Below are 16,258 nucleotides of genomic sequence, written 5' to 3'. Positions count from 1 at the left end.
CACTGGGGGAGAAGAGAACATGAATGTACGGAACGCCCCCATGCCGCTGCGCCACAGCACTCTCACCCCCTCACACCTGGAGCACTGCCTCGCCCTCGATCAGGCCAGCCTGCAGGGCCTCTGGAGCCGCAGCCAATGGCAGAGCGAGCTGGCCGAACCGCGGCGCCCCGGGGTGGGGCTGTGGCACGGGAACACCCTGGTGGCCATGGCCAGTGGCTGGCTGGTGGTGGATGAGCTGCACATCACCCTGGTGGCGGTGGCGCCCGAGCGGCGGCGCCAGGGGCTGGGCCGCCAGGTGCTGCAGGCCCTGCTGGACCATGCTCAGCAGCAGGGGGCCGCGCACGCCACATTGGAAGTAGCACCCGGCAACGCCGCCGCCGTCGCCCTCTACCGCGGCCTGGGCTTCCAGGATGCGGGCCTGCGTCGCGGTTACTACCGCAACGGAGACGACGCTCTGATCCAATGGCTGCGCTTAGTCCCGATCAATGATGCGCAGCCCGGGTGTGGATAACCGGCTTTTCTTATTGCTGAAAACCAGCAATTGCTTGGATTGAGATGTTGCCGAAAACTGGCCGAGCCCCTGCTGCTGCAGTGGATCTGCCTTTGATAGGGCGTAAACCACACCTCACCCTTCAACCCTGGTAGCTTGGTTTCACTTGCACAAGGCACTGCCCCATGTTCGAGCGGTTTACCGAGAAGGCCATCAAGGTGATCATGCTGGCCCAGGAAGAGGCTCGTCGCCTGGGTCACAACTTTGTGGGCACCGAACAGATCTTGCTGGGCTTGATCGGCGAGGGCACGGGCGTGGCCGCCAAGGTGCTCAAGTCGATGGGCGTCAACCTCAAGGATGCCCGCGTTGAGGTGGAGAAGATCATCGGCCGGGGCTCCGGTTTCGTGGCGGTGGAGATCCCCTTCACGCCCCGGGCCAAGCGCGTTTTGGAGCTGTCCCTGGAGGAAGCCCGCCAGCTCGGGCACAACTACATCGGCACGGAGCATCTGCTGCTCGGCTTGATCCGTGAAGGCGAGGGCGTGGCGGCCCGGGTGCTGGAAAACCTCGGCGTCGACCTGGCCAAGGTGCGCACCCAGGTGATTCGCATGCTGGGCGAGACCGCTGAGGTAGCCGCTGGCGGTGGCAGTGGTAAGGGTTCAACCAAAACCCCCACCCTGGATGAATTCGGCAGCAACCTCACCCAGCAAGCCGCCGACAGCAAGCTCGATCCGGTGGTCGGCCGACAAAACGAGATCGAGCGAGTGATTCAGATCCTGGGTCGCCGCACCAAAAACAACCCCGTACTGATCGGCGAACCTGGCGTCGGCAAGACGGCCATCGCCGAGGGCCTGGCCCAACGGATCAACTCCGGCGACATTCCGGACATCCTCGAGGAAAAGCGCGTTCTCACCCTCGACATCGGCTTGCTGGTGGCCGGTACGAAGTATCGGGGTGAATTTGAGGAGCGCCTCAAGAAAATCATGGAGGAGATCCGCAGCGCCGGAAACGTGATCCTCGTGATCGACGAGGTGCACACCCTGATTGGCGCCGGTGCCGCTGAAGGCGCCATTGACGCTGCCAACATCCTCAAACCGGCCCTGGCCCGCGGTGAGCTCCAGTGCATCGGCGCCACCACGCTGGACGAATACCGCAAGCACATTGAGCGGGATGCTGCCCTGGAGCGCCGTTTCCAACCGGTGATGGTGGGTGAACCCTCTGTCATCGACACAATCGAGATCCTGCGCGGCCTCAAGGAGCGCTATGAATCCCACCACCGCCTCAAGATTGCCGACGAGGCCCTGATCGCCGCCGCCACCCTGGGCGACCGCTACATCTCCGACCGCTTTTTGCCCGACAAGGCGATTGACCTGGTCGACGAAGCCGGCAGCCGGGTGAGGCTGATGAACTCCAAGCTGCCGCCGGCGGCCAAGGAAGTCGACAAGCAGCTGCGGGCCGTGCAAAAGGACAAGGAGGTGGCCGTGCGCGAGCAGGACTTCACCAAGGCCGGCGAACTGCGCGACAAGGAAGTGGAACTGCGCGAGCAGATCCGCTCGATCCTGCAATTCCGCAAGGACGAGGAGCCCGCGGCCGAGGCCAAGGCTGGCGACACCGAAGCCGGCGGGGCGGTCAGCGTCACCATCGCCGATGCGCCTGCCGACGCCGAACGCACGCCGATGGTGACCGAAGAGGACATCGCCCACATCGTGGCCTCCTGGACCGGCGTGCCGGTTCAGAAGCTCACCGAAAGCGAGTCGGCCAAGCTGCTCAACATGGAGGAAACCCTCCACCAGCGCCTGATCGGTCAGGACGAAGCGGTGAAGGCCGTGTCCCGCGCCATCCGTCGCGCCCGCGTGGGCCTCAAGAACCCCAACCGGCCGATCGCCAGCTTCATCTTCTCCGGCCCCACCGGCGTGGGCAAAACCGAGCTCACCAAGTCGCTGGCGGCCTACTTCTTCGGCAGCGAAGAGGCCATGATCCGCCTCGACATGTCGGAGTTCATGGAGCGCCACACGGTCAGCAAGCTGATCGGTTCGCCTCCGGGCTACGTGGGCTTCAACGAGGGAGGCCAGCTCACCGAAGCGGTGCGGCGCCGTCCCTACACTGTGGTGCTGTTCGACGAAATCGAGAAAGCCCATCCCGACGTGTTCAACCTGCTGCTACAGCTGCTCGAAGACGGTCGCCTGACCGACTCCAAGGGCCGTACGGTCGACTTCAAGAACACCTTGATCATCATGACCTCGAACATCGGTTCGAAGGTGATCGAGAAAGGCGGCGGCGGCCTCGGCTTCGAGTTCGGCGGCGGCGATGCGGATGAAACCAATTACAACCGCATCCGCTCGTTGGTGAATGAGGAGTTGAAGCAGTACTTCCGCCCAGAATTCCTCAACCGTCTTGACGAAATCATTGTTTTCCGTCAGCTCACCCGCGACGAGGTCAAGGAGATCGCGGAGATCATGCTCAAGGAGGTGTTTGGCCGCATGCTCGACAAGGGCATTGCCCTGTCGGTCACCGAGGCCTTCAAGGAGCGACTGGTGGAAGAGGGCTACAACCCCTCCTACGGCGCTCGTCCACTGCGCCGTGCCGTGATGCGCCTGCTGGAAGACTCCCTAGCCGAGGAGTTCCTCAGCGGCCGGATCAGCGACGGAGATGCCGCGTTGGTTGATGTCAACGACGACAAACAGGTGGTAATCCGCAAGCAGGCCGCCCTGCCTGCTGAACCTGAGCTGGCCGCTGCCGGCGTCTGAAGCAAGGATCGGGGGCCGGACACCGGCCCCTACCATCGGTTGGGGATGACAGCCACACCGGGATGAGTACCCCCCTGAGTCAACACGCGATCGCCCCAGCCGAGGTACTGCGGGGCCCGGGGGCCTGGGCCGAGGGGCTCGTGCGCATCCAAGGCCTCTGCCGCCGGCCCCTGGTACTGGGTCGCAGTGCTGCCACCGCCACTTTGCGGCAGCAGCTCCTCACAGAGCTGTTGGAAACAGGGCTGGAACCCCAAAGCGCCGAGCTTCAGCACGACTGCTGCGAGGAGGACCTCAGCCGGATCGGCGCCGTTTGCCACGAACAGGGTTGTGATGCCGTGATCGCCATCGGCGGCGGCAAGGTGCTCGATGCCGGCAAGCTGTTGGCCCACCGGCACGCTCTGCCCTGCATCACGGTGCCCACCAGTGCTGCCACCTGCGCCGGCTGGACGGCCCTGGCCAACGTGTACACACCCCGAGGGGCCTTCCAGGGGGATGTGGCGCTTGCCCGTTGCCCCGACCTGCTGATCTTTGACCACACCCTGGTGCGCCAGGCCCCGGCCCGCACCCTGGCCAGCGGCATCGCCGACGCCATGGCCAAGTGGTACGAGGCCTCCGTGAGCAGTGGCGCCAGCGGCGATGGCCTGGTGCAGCAGGCCGTGCAGATGGCCCGGGTGCTGCGCGATCAGCTGCTGCTCGAAGCGGAGGAAGCCCTGCGGGATCCCCACAGTGCCGCCTGGGAACGGGTGGTGGAGGCCTGCGGCCTCAGCGCCGGGCTGATCGGCGGCATCGGCGGAGCCCGCTGCCGCACGGTGGCGGCCCATGCCGTGCACAACGGCCTCACCCAGCTGGAGGCCAGCCACGGCCACCTGCATGGCGAGAAGGTGGGCTTTGGCGTCCTGGTGCAGCTACGGCTCGAAGAGGTGCTCGGCGGCAGCCAGCTCGCCGGCCAGGCGCGCCGCCAGCTGTTGCCGCTGTTTCGCCAACTAGGTTTGCCGGTGACCCTCGAAGACCTGGGCCTAGGCAAGGCCGGCCTGCATGAGCTCCAGCACGCCTGTACCTTCGCCTGCCGCGACGGCTCCGACCTGCACCACCTGCCCTTCGCCGTGGGTCCCAACGATCTGCTGGCCGCCCTGGTGAGCACCTGCAGCAGCGAGCGCCAGCCCGCGTGAATTCCGTCCGTGAGTCTGGCCAAGACCTGGTGAGCGAGGCCGCCCGCAGCCTGCTGGATCCCCAGGGCCGGGAGTTGGCGGCCCAGGTTCAGTGGTGGCAGCTGCCCGATCTCGATGCCGGGGACGGCACAGAGCCCTGGCCCGTGGCGGTGCTGGGAGAAGGCCCACCGGTGCTGCTGCTGCACGGCTTCGACAGCTCCTTTCTCGAATTCCGGCGGCTCGCCCCGCTGCTGGCTGGCGGCGCCCAGCTGTTCATCCCGGACCTGTTCGGCTTCGGCTTCAGCCCCCGGCCCGCCGGCGGCGACTACAGCCCCAAAGGCGTGCTGCGCCACCTGGAGGCCCTGGTGCAGGCCATTGGCCAACGCAATCCGGCCCCCCTCGGATTGATCGGCGCCTCGATGGGGGGCTCGGTGGCGGTGGAGCTGGCCCGGCGCCTACCGGATCAGGTGGAGCGCCTGCTGTTGCTGGCGCCCGCCGGCCTCACCGGCCGACCGATGCCCCTGCCGCCCCTGCTCGATGGGCTGGGGGTGCGCTTCTTGGCCCTACCGGGCGTGCGCCGGGGCCTTTGTCGCACCGCCTTCGCTGATCCAGAAGCCTCCGTGGGCGCTGCAGAGCTGGAGATCGCCTCCCTGCATCTTCAAAGCCCCGGCTGGGCCGTAGCCCTGCAGCGCTTTGCCCGCTCGGGCGGGTTTGCCGGCAGCGGCGCCCCGCTGCCCCACCAGCCCATCTCGGTGCTGTGGGGCGCCGACGACCGCATCCTGCGGGCGCCCCAGAAACGCGCCGCCCTGGCTCTGCTCGGGGAGCGGGTGCGCGAACTGGACGCCTGCGGCCACCTGCCGCACCTCGACCAACCCGCCACTGTGGCCGCCACCTGGCTAGCCAGCCCCCGCCACCCATGAGCAGCCCCGACGCCCGCGGCAACGGACCGGTGATGCAGCTGCTAGCCACCGGCCTGCAGCTCTGGATCCGTCAGCAGTGCCAAGCGATTGGCAGCCTCGACATCCAGCTGGAGGGATCGGCCCTGCAGCTGCTGCGGGGCCGGCTGACGGGGGTGCAACTGCTGGCGCGCCGGGTCGTGTATCGCGACCTGCACCTCGAGCTGGTGGAGCTGCGCAGTGGCCCGATCCAGGTGCACATCGGCAACCTGCTCAAGGGCCACCCGCTGCAGCTTGAGCATGCCTTCCAGATCCAGGGGCAGGTGAGCTTCACCCCCGACGGCCTGACCCGCTCCCTCAGCGATCCGATCTGGCGGAGCCTGGGGGACAACCTCAGCGAAGAGCTGCTCGGCATCGCCCCGCTGGTGGAGCTGCGCATGCACCGCGACAGCCTGGTGTTCACCGCCCGAGGCCTGGGAGCCCGCGACCTGGTTGAGCTGGAAACCAGCGTGGCTGCGGTGGAGGGCAGCGTGGAGATCCGCTCCCGGGCGGGCAACGTCAGCAGCCGGCTGCCCATGGATCCCGGCATCACCATCGAGGACGCCCGCCTGGAAGGGGGCATGCTGCAGCTGCTGGGCATCGCCAGGGTGAGCGTGTGAGCGCGGCGGGCTGAAGGGGCTCTTCAGCGCTGCAACAGCGGCAACACCAGGGTGACCAGCGAGTACACCACAGCCGGCACGAACAGGTAGCTGTCGATGCGATCGAGGATGCCGCCGTGGCCGGGGATCACATCGCCGGAATCCTTCACACCGGCATCGCGCTTCATCATCGACTCGGTGAGGTCACCCACCAAGGCGAACAGGGCCACCACCGCCCCCAGCACCGCACCGATTAACCAGCCCCAGCTCCAGCCGATCAAGGTGCCGCCGAAAGCACCCACCGCCACCGCACAGGCCACCCCGCCCAGGGCCCCCTCCACCGTCTTGCCGGGGGAGATCGGCGACAGCGGGTGGCGCCCGAGGCGGCGGCCGATCACATAGGAGCCGATGTCGGTGGCGACGATCAGGAAGCAGGCCAGCAGGGTGAGGGCGAGGCCAGGCCCCTCGAGCTCGCGCAGACGAATCCAGTAGCTGGGCAGAAAGCCGAGATAGAAGAGCCCAAAGATCGAGGCGGCAATGTCGGCGATCGTGCCGGTCACCGGCTGCAGCAGCAGCCAGCCGCAGATCACCGCCCCGGAGGCGGGCAGCACTGCAGCCGCCACGTCGCCGGCAAACCAGCCACCACCCATCCAGCCACTGCCACTGGCCAGTTGGGTGCTGACCAGCAGCAACTGCACCGCCACCAGGGTGGTTTTGGTGGCGGGCCGGATCCCTTTGAACTGGGCCATCCGGAAAAACTCCAGCAGGCCCAGGTGCACGATCACCCCCACGGCCGCCGTAAACCACCAGCCGCCCAGCATCACCACCACGAAGCCAAAGGCACCCGCCGCCCAGCCGCTGAGCAGCCGGGGCAGGGAGGTGGCGGTGCGGGTGCGGAACCGAGGGATCAAGACGCGGTGCTCAGGACGGCTCGACGTGGGCAGAGCGCTCGGCGGCAATCAGAAACAGGGGCTCCGCCGCCGCCAGCTTGGCCTGGCTGCCGCGCCGCTGCATCCGGTGCACGGTGGCCTGCACCACCTGCACATCCCGGGCCGCCAACTGGCCCAGGGTGTCGGTGGCATCCACCAGACCCTCCAGGCTGGCGGTGCTGATCACCAGTCGCCCCTGGGGCACCAAGGCCTCCCACACCGCCAGCAGCACATCCCCCAGGGGGCGCCCCACCTCCAGCAACACCCGGTCGGGGTGGGCAGGGAGTTGGGCCAGATCGGCCGGGGCGGCGCCGGCATGAATGTGCAGGTTGGTGATGCCGAACCGTCGGCGGTTCTGCTCCAGCAGCTCGATGGCGTCCGGATCCCGTTCGAGGGTGTGCACGGCGCCCTTGGGCATCAAGCGGGCGATTTCCAGGGCCAGGGCCCCGGTGCCTCCACCCACGTCCCACACCAGGGAATCGGGCCGGGGACGTAGATGGGCCAGCAGCATCACCCGCAGCTCCATCGGCGTTGGGCTGAAGCCCGGAGCCTCATCAAAGGCGCTGTCCGGCAGCCCCGGGGTAACGAAATCCCACTGGTAGGGAGCCTGGTGGGATGAAGCCTGGTGGGAAGGCTGATCAGGAGCCACCGATGCGTGCGAATCCATCGGCCTCCGATCCGGCCACAACCCTCACGGTATCAGCGATCTGGCCGGGCCAAAGTCGGGCCTGCTGCTGCAGCCAGGCCGTCCGGGCCAGATCGATCCGCTCGCCCGGCACCAGCAGGGGAATGCCGGGGGGGTAGGGGCAGAGCGGTTCGGCGGCGATCCGCCCGGCGGCGGCCACCAGGGGTACAGCCTCGGCGGCAGAACGCCAGGCTGCTCCGATCGGGAGCTCCGGCTCCGCCACCAGGGGCAGCGGTGGCGGACTGAACGGCGGCAGGGGATCGCCCCCCAGGGCCCGCCGCAGCCGCTGCAGCTGACTGGGCAGCCGCCACACCACCCCCGCCGGCGGCCCCAGCCCCAGGCAGAAGGTGAGCGCCCCCGGCTCGGGCAACTCGGCGATCACCCCCCGCTCCAGCAACCAGGCATCGGCCTCGAGGCCGTTGATGCCCAGGGCGGCGGTGTGGAGCACCAGCCGCAGGGGGTCGTCGCTGGCGATCAGGGGCAGCCCCAGCGCCTGGCAACGGCGCTGCAGCCGCTTACCAACCCGCCTCGCCCACTGCCAGCGGCGCAGCCCGTCCGGGCTGGTGAGCTCGTTGAGGGCGGCTTCCGCGGAGGCCAGCAGCAGGGCGCTGGGGCTGGAGGTCTGCAGCCACAACAGGGCCCGGGCCACAGCACCCTGCCCAACCCGCTGGCCCTGGAGCAGCAGGGCCGCGCTCTGGGCCAGGCCGCCGCCAGCCTTTTGGGCGGAGAGCACCACCAGATCAGACCCAGCAGCCAACGCCTCGCCGCGGCCATGGGCCTGATCCACCAGCACCGGCAGGCCGCGCCGATGGGCCAGGGCCACCAGGGCCGGCAGATCAGCCCGCTGGCCCTGGTAGCTCGGCGACACCAACACCAGCGCGGCCACTGGATCTGCCGGCGCCGGCAGCCCCGCCCCGACCGCATCCAGCACCGCGTCCAGGTGGGCCGGGCTGGGGGGCAGCCACAGGCCCGTGGCCGGATCAAAGGGCAGGTCGTAGAGCAGGGGGCGCAGCTGGCCCAGCACGCAGCCGTGCAGCAGCGAGCGGTGCAGGTTGCGGGGCAGCAGCACCCGGCTGCCGGGCGGAGCCAGGGCCAGCAGGGCTGCCTGCAGCAGGCCGCTGGCGCCATTGACGCCAAACCACACCGCCTCGGCCCCCAGCTGGCGGGCGCAACGCCGCTGGGCCTCCGCCACAGCGCCGCTCTCGATCAGAGGGCCGCCAAGCTCCGGCAGTTCCGGCAGATCCCAGCTGCCAGGGCGCTGGCGCAGCAACCGTTGCAGGGCCGGCGACAACCCCCTCCCGCGGCCATGGGCCGGCAGATGCAGCGGCAGGCCCATGGGGGAGCGGATCGCGTTTATAGAGTCTGGCAATCAACTGGCTGCCCTGCCCGTGACCATCGCCGAAGCCGCCAGCGGGCCGCGCTACGAGCCGGGCCGGGATCTGCGCTGGCTGCTGCTGCGCCCCTGGGTGTTGGTGAGCCGGCTGACGGTGGTGCTCTGGCAACTGGGCAGCCTGGCTCTGGTGCTGGTGGTGCAGGGCAGCAGCAGCAACGCCCGGGTGCAGGAGCAGCTGGGCCGGCGCATCCTCACCACCCTCACCGAGCTCGGCCCCTGCTTCATCAAGGTGGGCCAGGCCCTCTCCACCCGCCCCGACCTGGTGCGGCGCGACTGGCTCGAGCAGCTCACCCAGCTGCAGGACAACCTGCCCGCCTTCCCCCACGCCATCGCCCTTGCAACGATCGAGCGGGAGCTGGGGGCACCGGCCGACGAACTGTTTGAGCAGTTCCCCGACTACCCGGTGGCCGCCGCCAGCCTTGGGCAGGTGTACAAGGCCCAGCTGGTCGATGGACACTGGGTGGCCGTCAAGGTGCAGCGCCCGAATCTGCCCACGATTCTGCGGCGCGATCTGGTGATCATCCGCTTGCTGGGGGTGCTGACAGCTCCCTTCCTGCCCCTCAACCTGGGCTTCGGACTGGGCGACATCATCGATGAATTCGGCGCCACCCTGTTTGAAGAGATCGATTACCGGCTCGAGGCCAACAACGCCGAGCGGTTTGCCGACCTGTTTGCTCGCCAACCCGAAGTGATGGTGCCGCGGGTGGAGCGGCTGCTCTCCAGCGAGCACGTGCTCACCACCCAGTGGATCAACGGCACCAAGCTGCAGGAGCGCCAGGCCCTTGAGGCCCGCAACCTCGATCCAGCCGCGCTGATTCGCACCGGCGTGATCGCAGGACTGCAACAACTTCTGGAGTTTGGCTATTTCCATGCCGATCCCCACCCCGGCAACCTGTTTGCCCTCTCCGGCAAAACCGGTGCCCTGGGCCATGTCGCCTACGTGGATTTCGGCATGATGGATTCGATCAGCGACAGCGATCGCCTCACCCTCACCGGCGCGGTGGTGCACCTGATCAACCGCGATTTCAGGGCCCTGGCCCAGGACTTCGTCACCCTCGGCTTCCTCAACCCCAAAGCCGACCTGGAGCCGATCATCCCGGCCTTGGAGGAAGTGCTGGGTGGCGCCCTGGGCGACAACGTCGGCTCCTTCAACTTCAAGGCGATCACCGACCGCTTCTCGGAGTTGATGTATGCCTATCCCTTCCGGGTGCCAGCCCGCTTTGCCCTGATCATCCGGGCCGTGGTCAGCCAGGAAGGCCTGGCCCTGCGCCTGGATCCAGGCTTCAAAATCATCAATGTGGCCTACCCCTACGTGGCCCGGCGCCTGCTGGCCGGCGATACCAGCGACATGCGCGAGAAGCTGCTGGAGGTGCTGTTCGACCGTGACGGCCGGCTCCGCCTCGAACGGCTCGAGAACCTGCTGGCGGTGGTGGAAAACGACACCAGCAACCCCAACCTGTTGCCGGTGGCCGGCGCCGGCATGAAGCTGCTGCTCGGCCCAGAAGGCGCCAGCCTGCGGCAACGCCTGCTGCTCACCCTGGTGCGCAACGACCGACTGCACACCGACGACCTACGCGCCCTGTTCAGCCTGATGCAGCGCACCTTCTCGCCCCAAAAACTGATGGGCGGCATGCTGGCCCGTCTAGCCCCCCAGGCGGCCTAAGGCTTACACCACCGAAGGAATGGTGATCCAGCAGATGGTGATTGCCGCACCCCCGACCAGCACCACAAGCAAGGGCCAGACATCATCCAAGCGGTGCAGATGACGCAGCAGGGATGCTTTGTCGGCAGAATCCTCCATCGCTTCCATGGCGGCGTAACGACGCCCGATCCAAAGCACCAACACAAAGGCGGCCAGGGTCACCCCATAGGCCACCACATACACCTGGTCTAGAAAGGTGAGGAAGGGCAGCTCTGGCAATTCGGCGCGGTAGGTCTGCTGCAGGAACACCAGCGTCAACAACACCGTGACAGGAATGCTGGCCCGAGCATCCTGCTCATCGGGGCGCACCTTGAACACCAGCAACACCATCGCCATCAGCACAGCCAGAGGCAGCAGCAGGCGCCAGAACGATGCCCAGGAGGAGGTGCCGTAGGAGATCTCGAAGAGAATCTGACTGTAGTCATTCTCATCGCCGCCCAAGCCGAAATTCGTGGCGTAGTGGTGCCGGTACTCAGCAATCGACCAACCTACGTTTAACCAGCCAGTAATCCTGGAATAGAGCCCCATACCGCTATTTTGGATTTCCGGAATCAGCCGTAAATCGCCATAACCCAATTCGCCGTCCACATCGTTGGCCTCAATTGCCAACGGCAGGCTGATTGTCATAAAAGGATAGCGCCGAAAATTCGCGTGATCGACATAGTAGCGGCCCACGTAATTAAACAGCTGATAATAGCTGCCATCAGCCAGCCTTATAGGCACTTCGCCCACGGAATCAAGAGCTGAGTCCTTATCCGAAAGCAAGGTGTTTAACAGGATAAATAAGCGGGAGATATTGCCACCGTGGCTTTCCACATAGCGCTGCATGGGCTCCTCCCAGCGCAGCCACACGTAACCATTGCCGGAATAGCTCGGTACCCTCAGATCCAGCTCATAATTGCTGGTGGAGTACACCCCAACCTCCACCTTGAAGCGGGCCTGTTCCAGCTCGGAGCGATCCACCCGCGCCTCCCCATCGCTCAGCTGATCGCCCCGCAAGGAGCTCCAAAGCCCGAGCGTTTGTTTCTCACCCAGGGGCAGGGTGGTGAGGGCACGGGACGAGGACGACAGGCGCAGGGAGTCGCGGTTCTGAACCGGGCTGACATCGATCCGCCCAATCCCGAGAATGGCGAGGATGGCCGCTAGAACAATGGCAACGATCGCCAGAAGATTCCACCCGCGTTGCTTGCGCAGCACCATGCCCCTCAGCCGCTGTCTGCCGAAGCTAGGTCTGCTGGGGAGGATCGGTCTGAGCATCGTTCTGACCGCAGGCTTGCCAGTGCTGGCCACAGCGGGGATGCCGGCCCGGGCGGCCGTGGAGTTGCTGCTGGGCCAGTCGGCCGCCCTCAGCGGCCCTTCCGCCATGCTCGGGCGCGAATACCGCGATGGGGCCCTCGCTTACTTCACCGAAGTGAACCGACGGGGAGGCGTGCATGGCCGTCGCCTGCGGCTCATCAGCCTCGACGACCGCTACGAGCCTTCCCTCACCCTGGGCAACACCCGGCAGCTGATCGAGCGCGACAGGGTGTTTGCCCTGTTCGGCTACGTGGGGACCCCGACCGTCAAGGAGGTGCTACCCCTGGTGGAGAGCAACAAAATCCCGCTGATCGCCCCGCTCACCGGCGCCCAGCTGTTGCGCCAGCCCCACCGGCCGCTGGTGTTCAACCTGCGCACCAGCTACCAGGTGGAGATCGATCGCATGGTCAACTATCTGGTGCGCAGCGGCCGGCATCGGATCGCTGTGGTGGCCCAGAACGATGCCTTCGGCCAGGACGGCCAACGCGCCGCCCACCAGGCTCTCAGGCGCCATGGCCTCAAACCGGTGGCCACCGCCAGCGTGGAGCGCAACTCCAGCCAGGCCGTCGAAGCGGCCCGCGCCGTGCAGGCTGCTAATGCCAATGGGGTGCTGATCGTGGCCGCCTATCCCAGCTCGGCCGCCTTCACCCGCGAGCTGCGCCAGCACGGCAGCACGGCCCAGCTGATGAACGTGTCGTTTGTGGGCACCAGCGCCCTACAGGCCGCCCTGCCCAGCAACCAGGCCAGCGGCATCGGCATTGCCCAGGTGGTGCCCTTCCCCTGGAACGAGCGGGTGCCGGTGGTGAAGGAGTATCAGCAACTGATGCGCCGCCGGCAGGGCAACCCCCAGTTCGGCTTCACCAGCCTGGAGGGTTTTCTGGCCGCCAAAATGACGGTGGAGGGGCTGCGGCGATCTGGGCCGGCCCCCACCCGCCAGCGCTTCGTGACGGCCCTGGAGTCGATGCGGGACGTCGATCTCGGCGGCTACCGGGTGCAACTCGGACCCCAGGACCACAACGGCAGCACCTTTGTGGAGCTCACCTTCCTGGGCTCCCAGCGCTGGGAACCCTGAGGGCCTAGGGTCTCGGCCATCTTGCCGAGCTCCAGCCGATGGCCAGCCTGCCCGATCTGTCCCTGGCCATGGATGCCGCGGAGGCCGGGGATGCGACGGAAGCCGGCGCGCTGGCAGGGAGTTGGATGTTCGGTGACCTGGACGCCAGCGACATCCTGCTGGAGTACGCGCCGATCCTGCAGCCTCCCTACGTGGTGGCGGGGGTCGGCCTGGCGATCGGTGTGCTGTGTGGCCTCACCTTCGCCAAGCTGGTGCAGAACCGGCTCGAGGGTTGGAAACAGGATCGTCTGGCCCTGCTTCCCCTCGGCAACGTCGCCATCACGCTGCCCTACATCGGCGTGGTCATTGGCGTCACCCTGTTCATCGGCGGCAGCCTGCAGGTGTTTGGCTTCTCCTCAGGGGTAGCTCTGCTGGTGTCGTTCGTGCTGTCGGTCGGCACCGCCGGCGCCCTGTGGGTGCAGTTGGAGCGGCTGATGGGCCAGGTTCAGGACGGCACCTTCAGCGCTGTCGACTTCGACAACTTCGACCAGTTTTTCTAAGCTCCCAGGCTGTCAAGCAACCAGATAGCCCTCCAGCATCCGCGATTGGGCGCGCACGCCTTCGAGGGCCTTGCGCTCCAGATTGCGGGTTTTGTCGCGGCTCATGCCCAAGTGCTTGGCGATGGCACTGAGGCTCATCGGTTCGGATCGGCCCGGCACCTGATCGCAAGGGATGCCGTAGCGCATCTTCAGCACCCGACCCTGCAGCTCCGGCAGCTGCTCCAACAACGCCCGCAGGTCGCCCTTCAGGCACTCTCCATCCACCCGGTCCTCCGGCAGTTCCGCGTCACCCGCCAGCAGGTCCAGCAGTTCGGTGTCGTCGCCGTCGCCCACCTTCGTCTCCAGGCTCACCGGTTGGCGTGCACGGCACAGCAGGTCCTTCACCTCCTCTTCGGGGAGCTCCACCGCTTCCGCCAGTTCCGTCACCGTGGGGGTGCGGCCCAGCAGCTGGCTCAGTTCCCGCTGACCTTTTTTGAGCTTGTTGAGGGTTTCGGTGATGTGGATCGGCAGCCGGATCGTGCGGCTCTTTTCCGCAATCGCCCGCGTGATCCCCTGGCGGATCCACCAATACGCATAGGTCGAAAACTTGTAGCCCCGCGTTGGGTCGAACTTCTCCACGCCCCGCACCAGTCCGATCGTGCCCTCCTGGATCAGGTCCAGCAGCTCCATGTTCCGCCGCGTGTACTTCTTGGCCACGCTCACCACCAGCCGCAGGTTGGCCGCCACCATCCGCTCCTTGGCCCGCCGGCCCGCCTGCAACCGCTTTTTCAGCAGCGGTGCACTGAGGCCCGCCGCCTGGGCCAGTTCCGCCTGGCTCGGCTTGTTGCCCAACCGGCTCTCCAACTCCAGCTCCAGCTCCTCCAGCGCCACCAGCTCCTGCACCTGGCGCCCCAGCGTGATCTCCTGCTCGTGACTCAGCAGCGGCACCCGGCCGATGTCCCGCAGGTAGCTGCGCACCAGATCGCCGCCGCCCTGGGCAGAGGAGCTTTCCGACCCTGAACTGGAGCCAAGAACGGGCAGAGCGGGCATGGGAAGCCGGGTTTACGAAACTCTTTTGTTTCGTAAACCTACCATCCTTTGCCGGGCGGCAGCATGGGAGCCATGGCCCACGAACGCCTGCAAAAACTGATGGCCGCCGCTGGCCTCTGCTCGCGCCGGCAGGCCGAATCCCTGCTGCGTCAGGGGCTGGTGCAGGTGAACGGCGCCGTGGCCCAGCTGGGGGACCGGGCCGACCAACAGCGGGACCGGATCACGGTGCGGGGCGAGCCCCTGGCGGCCCGGCCGGAGCCGCTGCTGCTGCTGCTCAACAAGCCGGCGGGGGTGGTTTGCAGCTGCCACGACCCCGAAGGACGCCCCACGGTGCTCGACCTGCTGCCGGCCGACCTGCGCCAGGGCTGCGGGCTGCACCCGGTGGGGCGTCTCGACGCCGAAAGCCGCGGCGCCCTGCTGCTCAGCAACCAGGGCGACCTCACCCTGCGCCTCACCCACCCCCGCTACGGCCACCGCAAGACCTACCGGGTGTGGGTGCAGGGCCGGCCCGACGCCCCAACGCTGCAGCGCTGGGCCGCCGGCGTGCCCCTCGACGGCCAGGCCAGCCAACCGGTGGGGCTGCAAGTGCTCAGGCGCACACCACAAACCACCGAACTGGAGCTGCACATGGGGGAGGGGCGCAACCGCCAGATCCGGCGCACCGCCGCGCTGCTCGGCCATCCGGTGCGGGATCTGCAACGGCGATCGATCGGACCGCTTCAGCTCGGCGACCTGCCCGAGGGTCGCTGGCGGCGCCTCGATCGCCAAGAATGGGCAGCACTGACAACCCAGCCCTGACCCCCACCCCCCCGCTGCCACCCAAGCGCCCGCGGGGCCGCCTCGGCCGCTGGTGGCAGCGGGGTCCCCTGCCGGCCAGCAACGCTGCGGCGGAGCCGCCTGCCGATCCTCTGCTGGCAATTGGGCAGACGCTGCGGCAGCGGCGCGAAGAGCGCGGCCTGACCCTGCGGCAATTGGCCCTGGACACCCGCATCAGCACGGCGGTGCTGGAAGCCCTCGAGCGGGGCTGGCGCGACCGGCTGCCGGAGACCACCTACCTGCGCACCATGGTGCCGCTGATCGAGCGGCACCTCGACCTGCCCGCCGGCAGCCTGGAGACGGTGCTGCCCGACAGCGAACGGCTGCCCCAGGACCAGCGACGGCAACCGCTGCTGCGGCGCTTCACGCCGGGCAACATCGACGTGTTTACCACCTGGCAGGGCACGCTCCTCTACGGCGTGCTCACCCTGGGGCTGGTGTATGCGCTGAACCTGCAGCAGCAGCAGCTGGCTCTGCGGGGCCTGCTGGCGGTGCGGCCGATTCCACCCCTACCGGCGCAGGAGCAGGCCAAGCCGCCGCGGCCCGAGCAGGCCCTGCTGACGCTTTATCCCGAGCTGCGGCCGCTGGAGCTGGCCGCCCGAGGGCAGGGGGTCGCCCAGCTGCGGCGCACCAAACCCGCAGCCTCGCTGCGCTCAGGGCTGCTGGAGCTGGAGCTAAGCCAGCCCAGCCAGCTCAATCTGGAGAGCGCCAGCGGGGTGCGCACCAGCCTGCGCAACGCCAGCGGAAGCCTCAGCCTGCCCCTCAGCGGCGGTTTCCGTTTGGAGGTGCAGCCGGCCCCCGGCCCCGGCGACCGACTGAGCTGGAACGGGGCAGCACTCCAGCCCGTGAAGGGGCAGCCCGGCAGCTTTGCCGAGCCTTAA

At 67.5% G+C, this 16,258-nt stretch carries 15 protein-coding genes; 10 read left to right on the top strand and 5 right to left on the bottom strand.

Annotated elements, in window-relative coordinates; all coding sequences use genetic code 11:
* Positions 1–40 precede the first annotated feature (40 nt).
* The 5 genes from rimI to KBY70_RS00405 all read left to right on the top strand — a co-directional run bounded on the left by rimI (position 41) and on the right by KBY70_RS00405 (position 5,937).
* Positions 41–511: a ribosomal protein S18-alanine N-acetyltransferase gene (gene rimI, locus KBY70_RS00425; RefSeq protein WP_254986970.1), complete on the top strand. Its 471-nt coding sequence runs from the start codon at positions 41–43 to the stop codon at positions 509–511.
* A gap of 164 nt (positions 512–675) precedes the next feature.
* Positions 676–3,234: an ATP-dependent Clp protease ATP-binding subunit gene (locus KBY70_RS00420; RefSeq protein WP_254986969.1), complete on the top strand. Its 2,559-nt coding sequence runs from the start codon at positions 676–678 to the stop codon at positions 3,232–3,234.
* Between the two features lie 62 nt (positions 3,235–3,296).
* The gene (locus tag KBY70_RS00415) at positions 3,297–4,403 is read left to right on the top strand and encodes an iron-containing alcohol dehydrogenase family protein (RefSeq protein ID WP_254986968.1); all 1,107 of its coding nucleotides are present in this window, start codon (positions 3,297–3,299) and stop codon (positions 4,401–4,403) included.
* Positions 4,400–5,302, top strand: a complete 903-nt coding sequence (locus tag KBY70_RS00410) for an alpha/beta fold hydrolase (protein ID WP_254986967.1) — start codon at positions 4,400–4,402, stop codon at positions 5,300–5,302. Before KBY70_RS00415 ends, KBY70_RS00410 begins: the two co-directional genes overlap by 4 nt.
* Complete coding sequence (locus tag KBY70_RS00405; RefSeq protein WP_254986966.1) at positions 5,299–5,937, top strand: DUF2993 domain-containing protein; 639 nt, start codon at positions 5,299–5,301, stop codon at positions 5,935–5,937. Before KBY70_RS00410 ends, KBY70_RS00405 begins: the two co-directional genes overlap by 4 nt.
* A gap of 23 nt (positions 5,938–5,960) precedes the next feature.
* Here the strand turns inward: KBY70_RS00405 and KBY70_RS00400 are convergent, their stop codons facing one another.
* From KBY70_RS00400 to KBY70_RS00390, 3 genes are read right to left on the bottom strand one after another with little or no spacing between them, the layout of a single operon-like run.
* On the bottom strand, positions 5,961–6,827 hold the full coding sequence (locus tag KBY70_RS00400; protein ID WP_254986965.1) for a phosphatidate cytidylyltransferase: 867 nt from the start codon (positions 6,825–6,827) through the stop codon (positions 5,961–5,963).
* 10 nt (positions 6,828–6,837) lie between these two features.
* Positions 6,838–7,494 carry a precorrin-6Y C5,15-methyltransferase subunit CbiT gene (cbiT, locus tag KBY70_RS00395; RefSeq protein ID WP_254986964.1) on the bottom strand — a complete coding sequence of 219 codons (657 nt, stop codon included), beginning with the start codon at positions 7,492–7,494 and terminating at the stop codon, positions 6,838–6,840.
* Entirely contained in the window at positions 7,484–8,866 is a 1,383-nt protein-coding gene (locus tag KBY70_RS00390; RefSeq protein ID WP_094559408.1) for an aminotransferase class I/II-fold pyridoxal phosphate-dependent enzyme, read from the bottom strand. Before KBY70_RS00390 ends, cbiT begins: the two co-directional genes overlap by 11 nt.
* Here KBY70_RS00390 and KBY70_RS00385 point away from each other — a divergent pair.
* Entirely contained in the window at positions 8,865–10,586 is a 1,722-nt protein-coding gene (locus tag KBY70_RS00385) for an ABC1 kinase family protein (protein ID WP_254986963.1), read from the top strand. The genes KBY70_RS00390 and KBY70_RS00385 overlap by 2 nt on opposite strands.
* Before the next feature lie 3 nt (positions 10,587–10,589).
* Here the strand turns inward: KBY70_RS00385 and KBY70_RS00380 are convergent, their stop codons facing one another.
* Entirely contained in the window at positions 10,590–11,825 is a 1,236-nt protein-coding gene (locus KBY70_RS00380; RefSeq protein ID WP_233128435.1) for a hypothetical protein, read from the bottom strand.
* Here KBY70_RS00380 and KBY70_RS00375 point away from each other — a divergent pair.
* Positions 11,824–12,993: an ABC transporter substrate-binding protein gene (locus KBY70_RS00375; protein WP_254986962.1), complete on the top strand. Its 1,170-nt coding sequence runs from the start codon at positions 11,824–11,826 to the stop codon at positions 12,991–12,993. The two genes, KBY70_RS00380 and KBY70_RS00375, sit on opposite strands and share 2 nt — an antisense overlap.
* 68 nt (positions 12,994–13,061) lie before the next feature.
* Positions 13,062–13,532, top strand: a complete 471-nt coding sequence (locus KBY70_RS00370) for a hypothetical protein (protein WP_254987187.1) — start codon at positions 13,062–13,064, stop codon at positions 13,530–13,532.
* A 12-nt stretch (positions 13,533–13,544) separates the two neighbouring features.
* On the opposite strand, the gene KBY70_RS00365 is transcribed toward KBY70_RS00370, so the two are convergent.
* The gene (locus KBY70_RS00365) at positions 13,545–14,561 is read right to left on the bottom strand and encodes an RpoD/SigA family RNA polymerase sigma factor (RefSeq protein ID WP_094559411.1); all 1,017 of its coding nucleotides are present in this window, start codon (positions 14,559–14,561) and stop codon (positions 13,545–13,547) included.
* 72 nt (positions 14,562–14,633) lie between these two features.
* On the opposite strand from KBY70_RS00365, the gene KBY70_RS00360 reads away from it, so the two are divergent.
* Both KBY70_RS00360 and KBY70_RS00355 read left to right on the top strand, forming a co-directional pair.
* A complete protein-coding gene (locus tag KBY70_RS00360; RefSeq protein WP_254986961.1) occupies positions 14,634–15,359 on the top strand; it encodes a pseudouridine synthase in 726 nt (241 codons plus the stop codon).
* The gene (locus tag KBY70_RS00355) at positions 15,332–16,258 is read left to right on the top strand and encodes a helix-turn-helix domain-containing protein (RefSeq protein ID WP_094559477.1); all 927 of its coding nucleotides are present in this window, start codon (positions 15,332–15,334) and stop codon (positions 16,256–16,258) included. The genes KBY70_RS00360 and KBY70_RS00355 overlap by 28 nt, the downstream gene beginning before the upstream one ends.

The sequence above is a fragment of the Cyanobium sp. ATX 6E8 genome, from assembly GCF_024346335.1.
GTDB lineage: Bacteria > Cyanobacteriota > Cyanobacteriia > PCC-6307 > Cyanobiaceae > Cyanobium_A.
The sequence above is the reverse complement of the archived record's forward strand: the minus strand, read 5'-3'. Positions and strand labels throughout refer to the sequence as shown.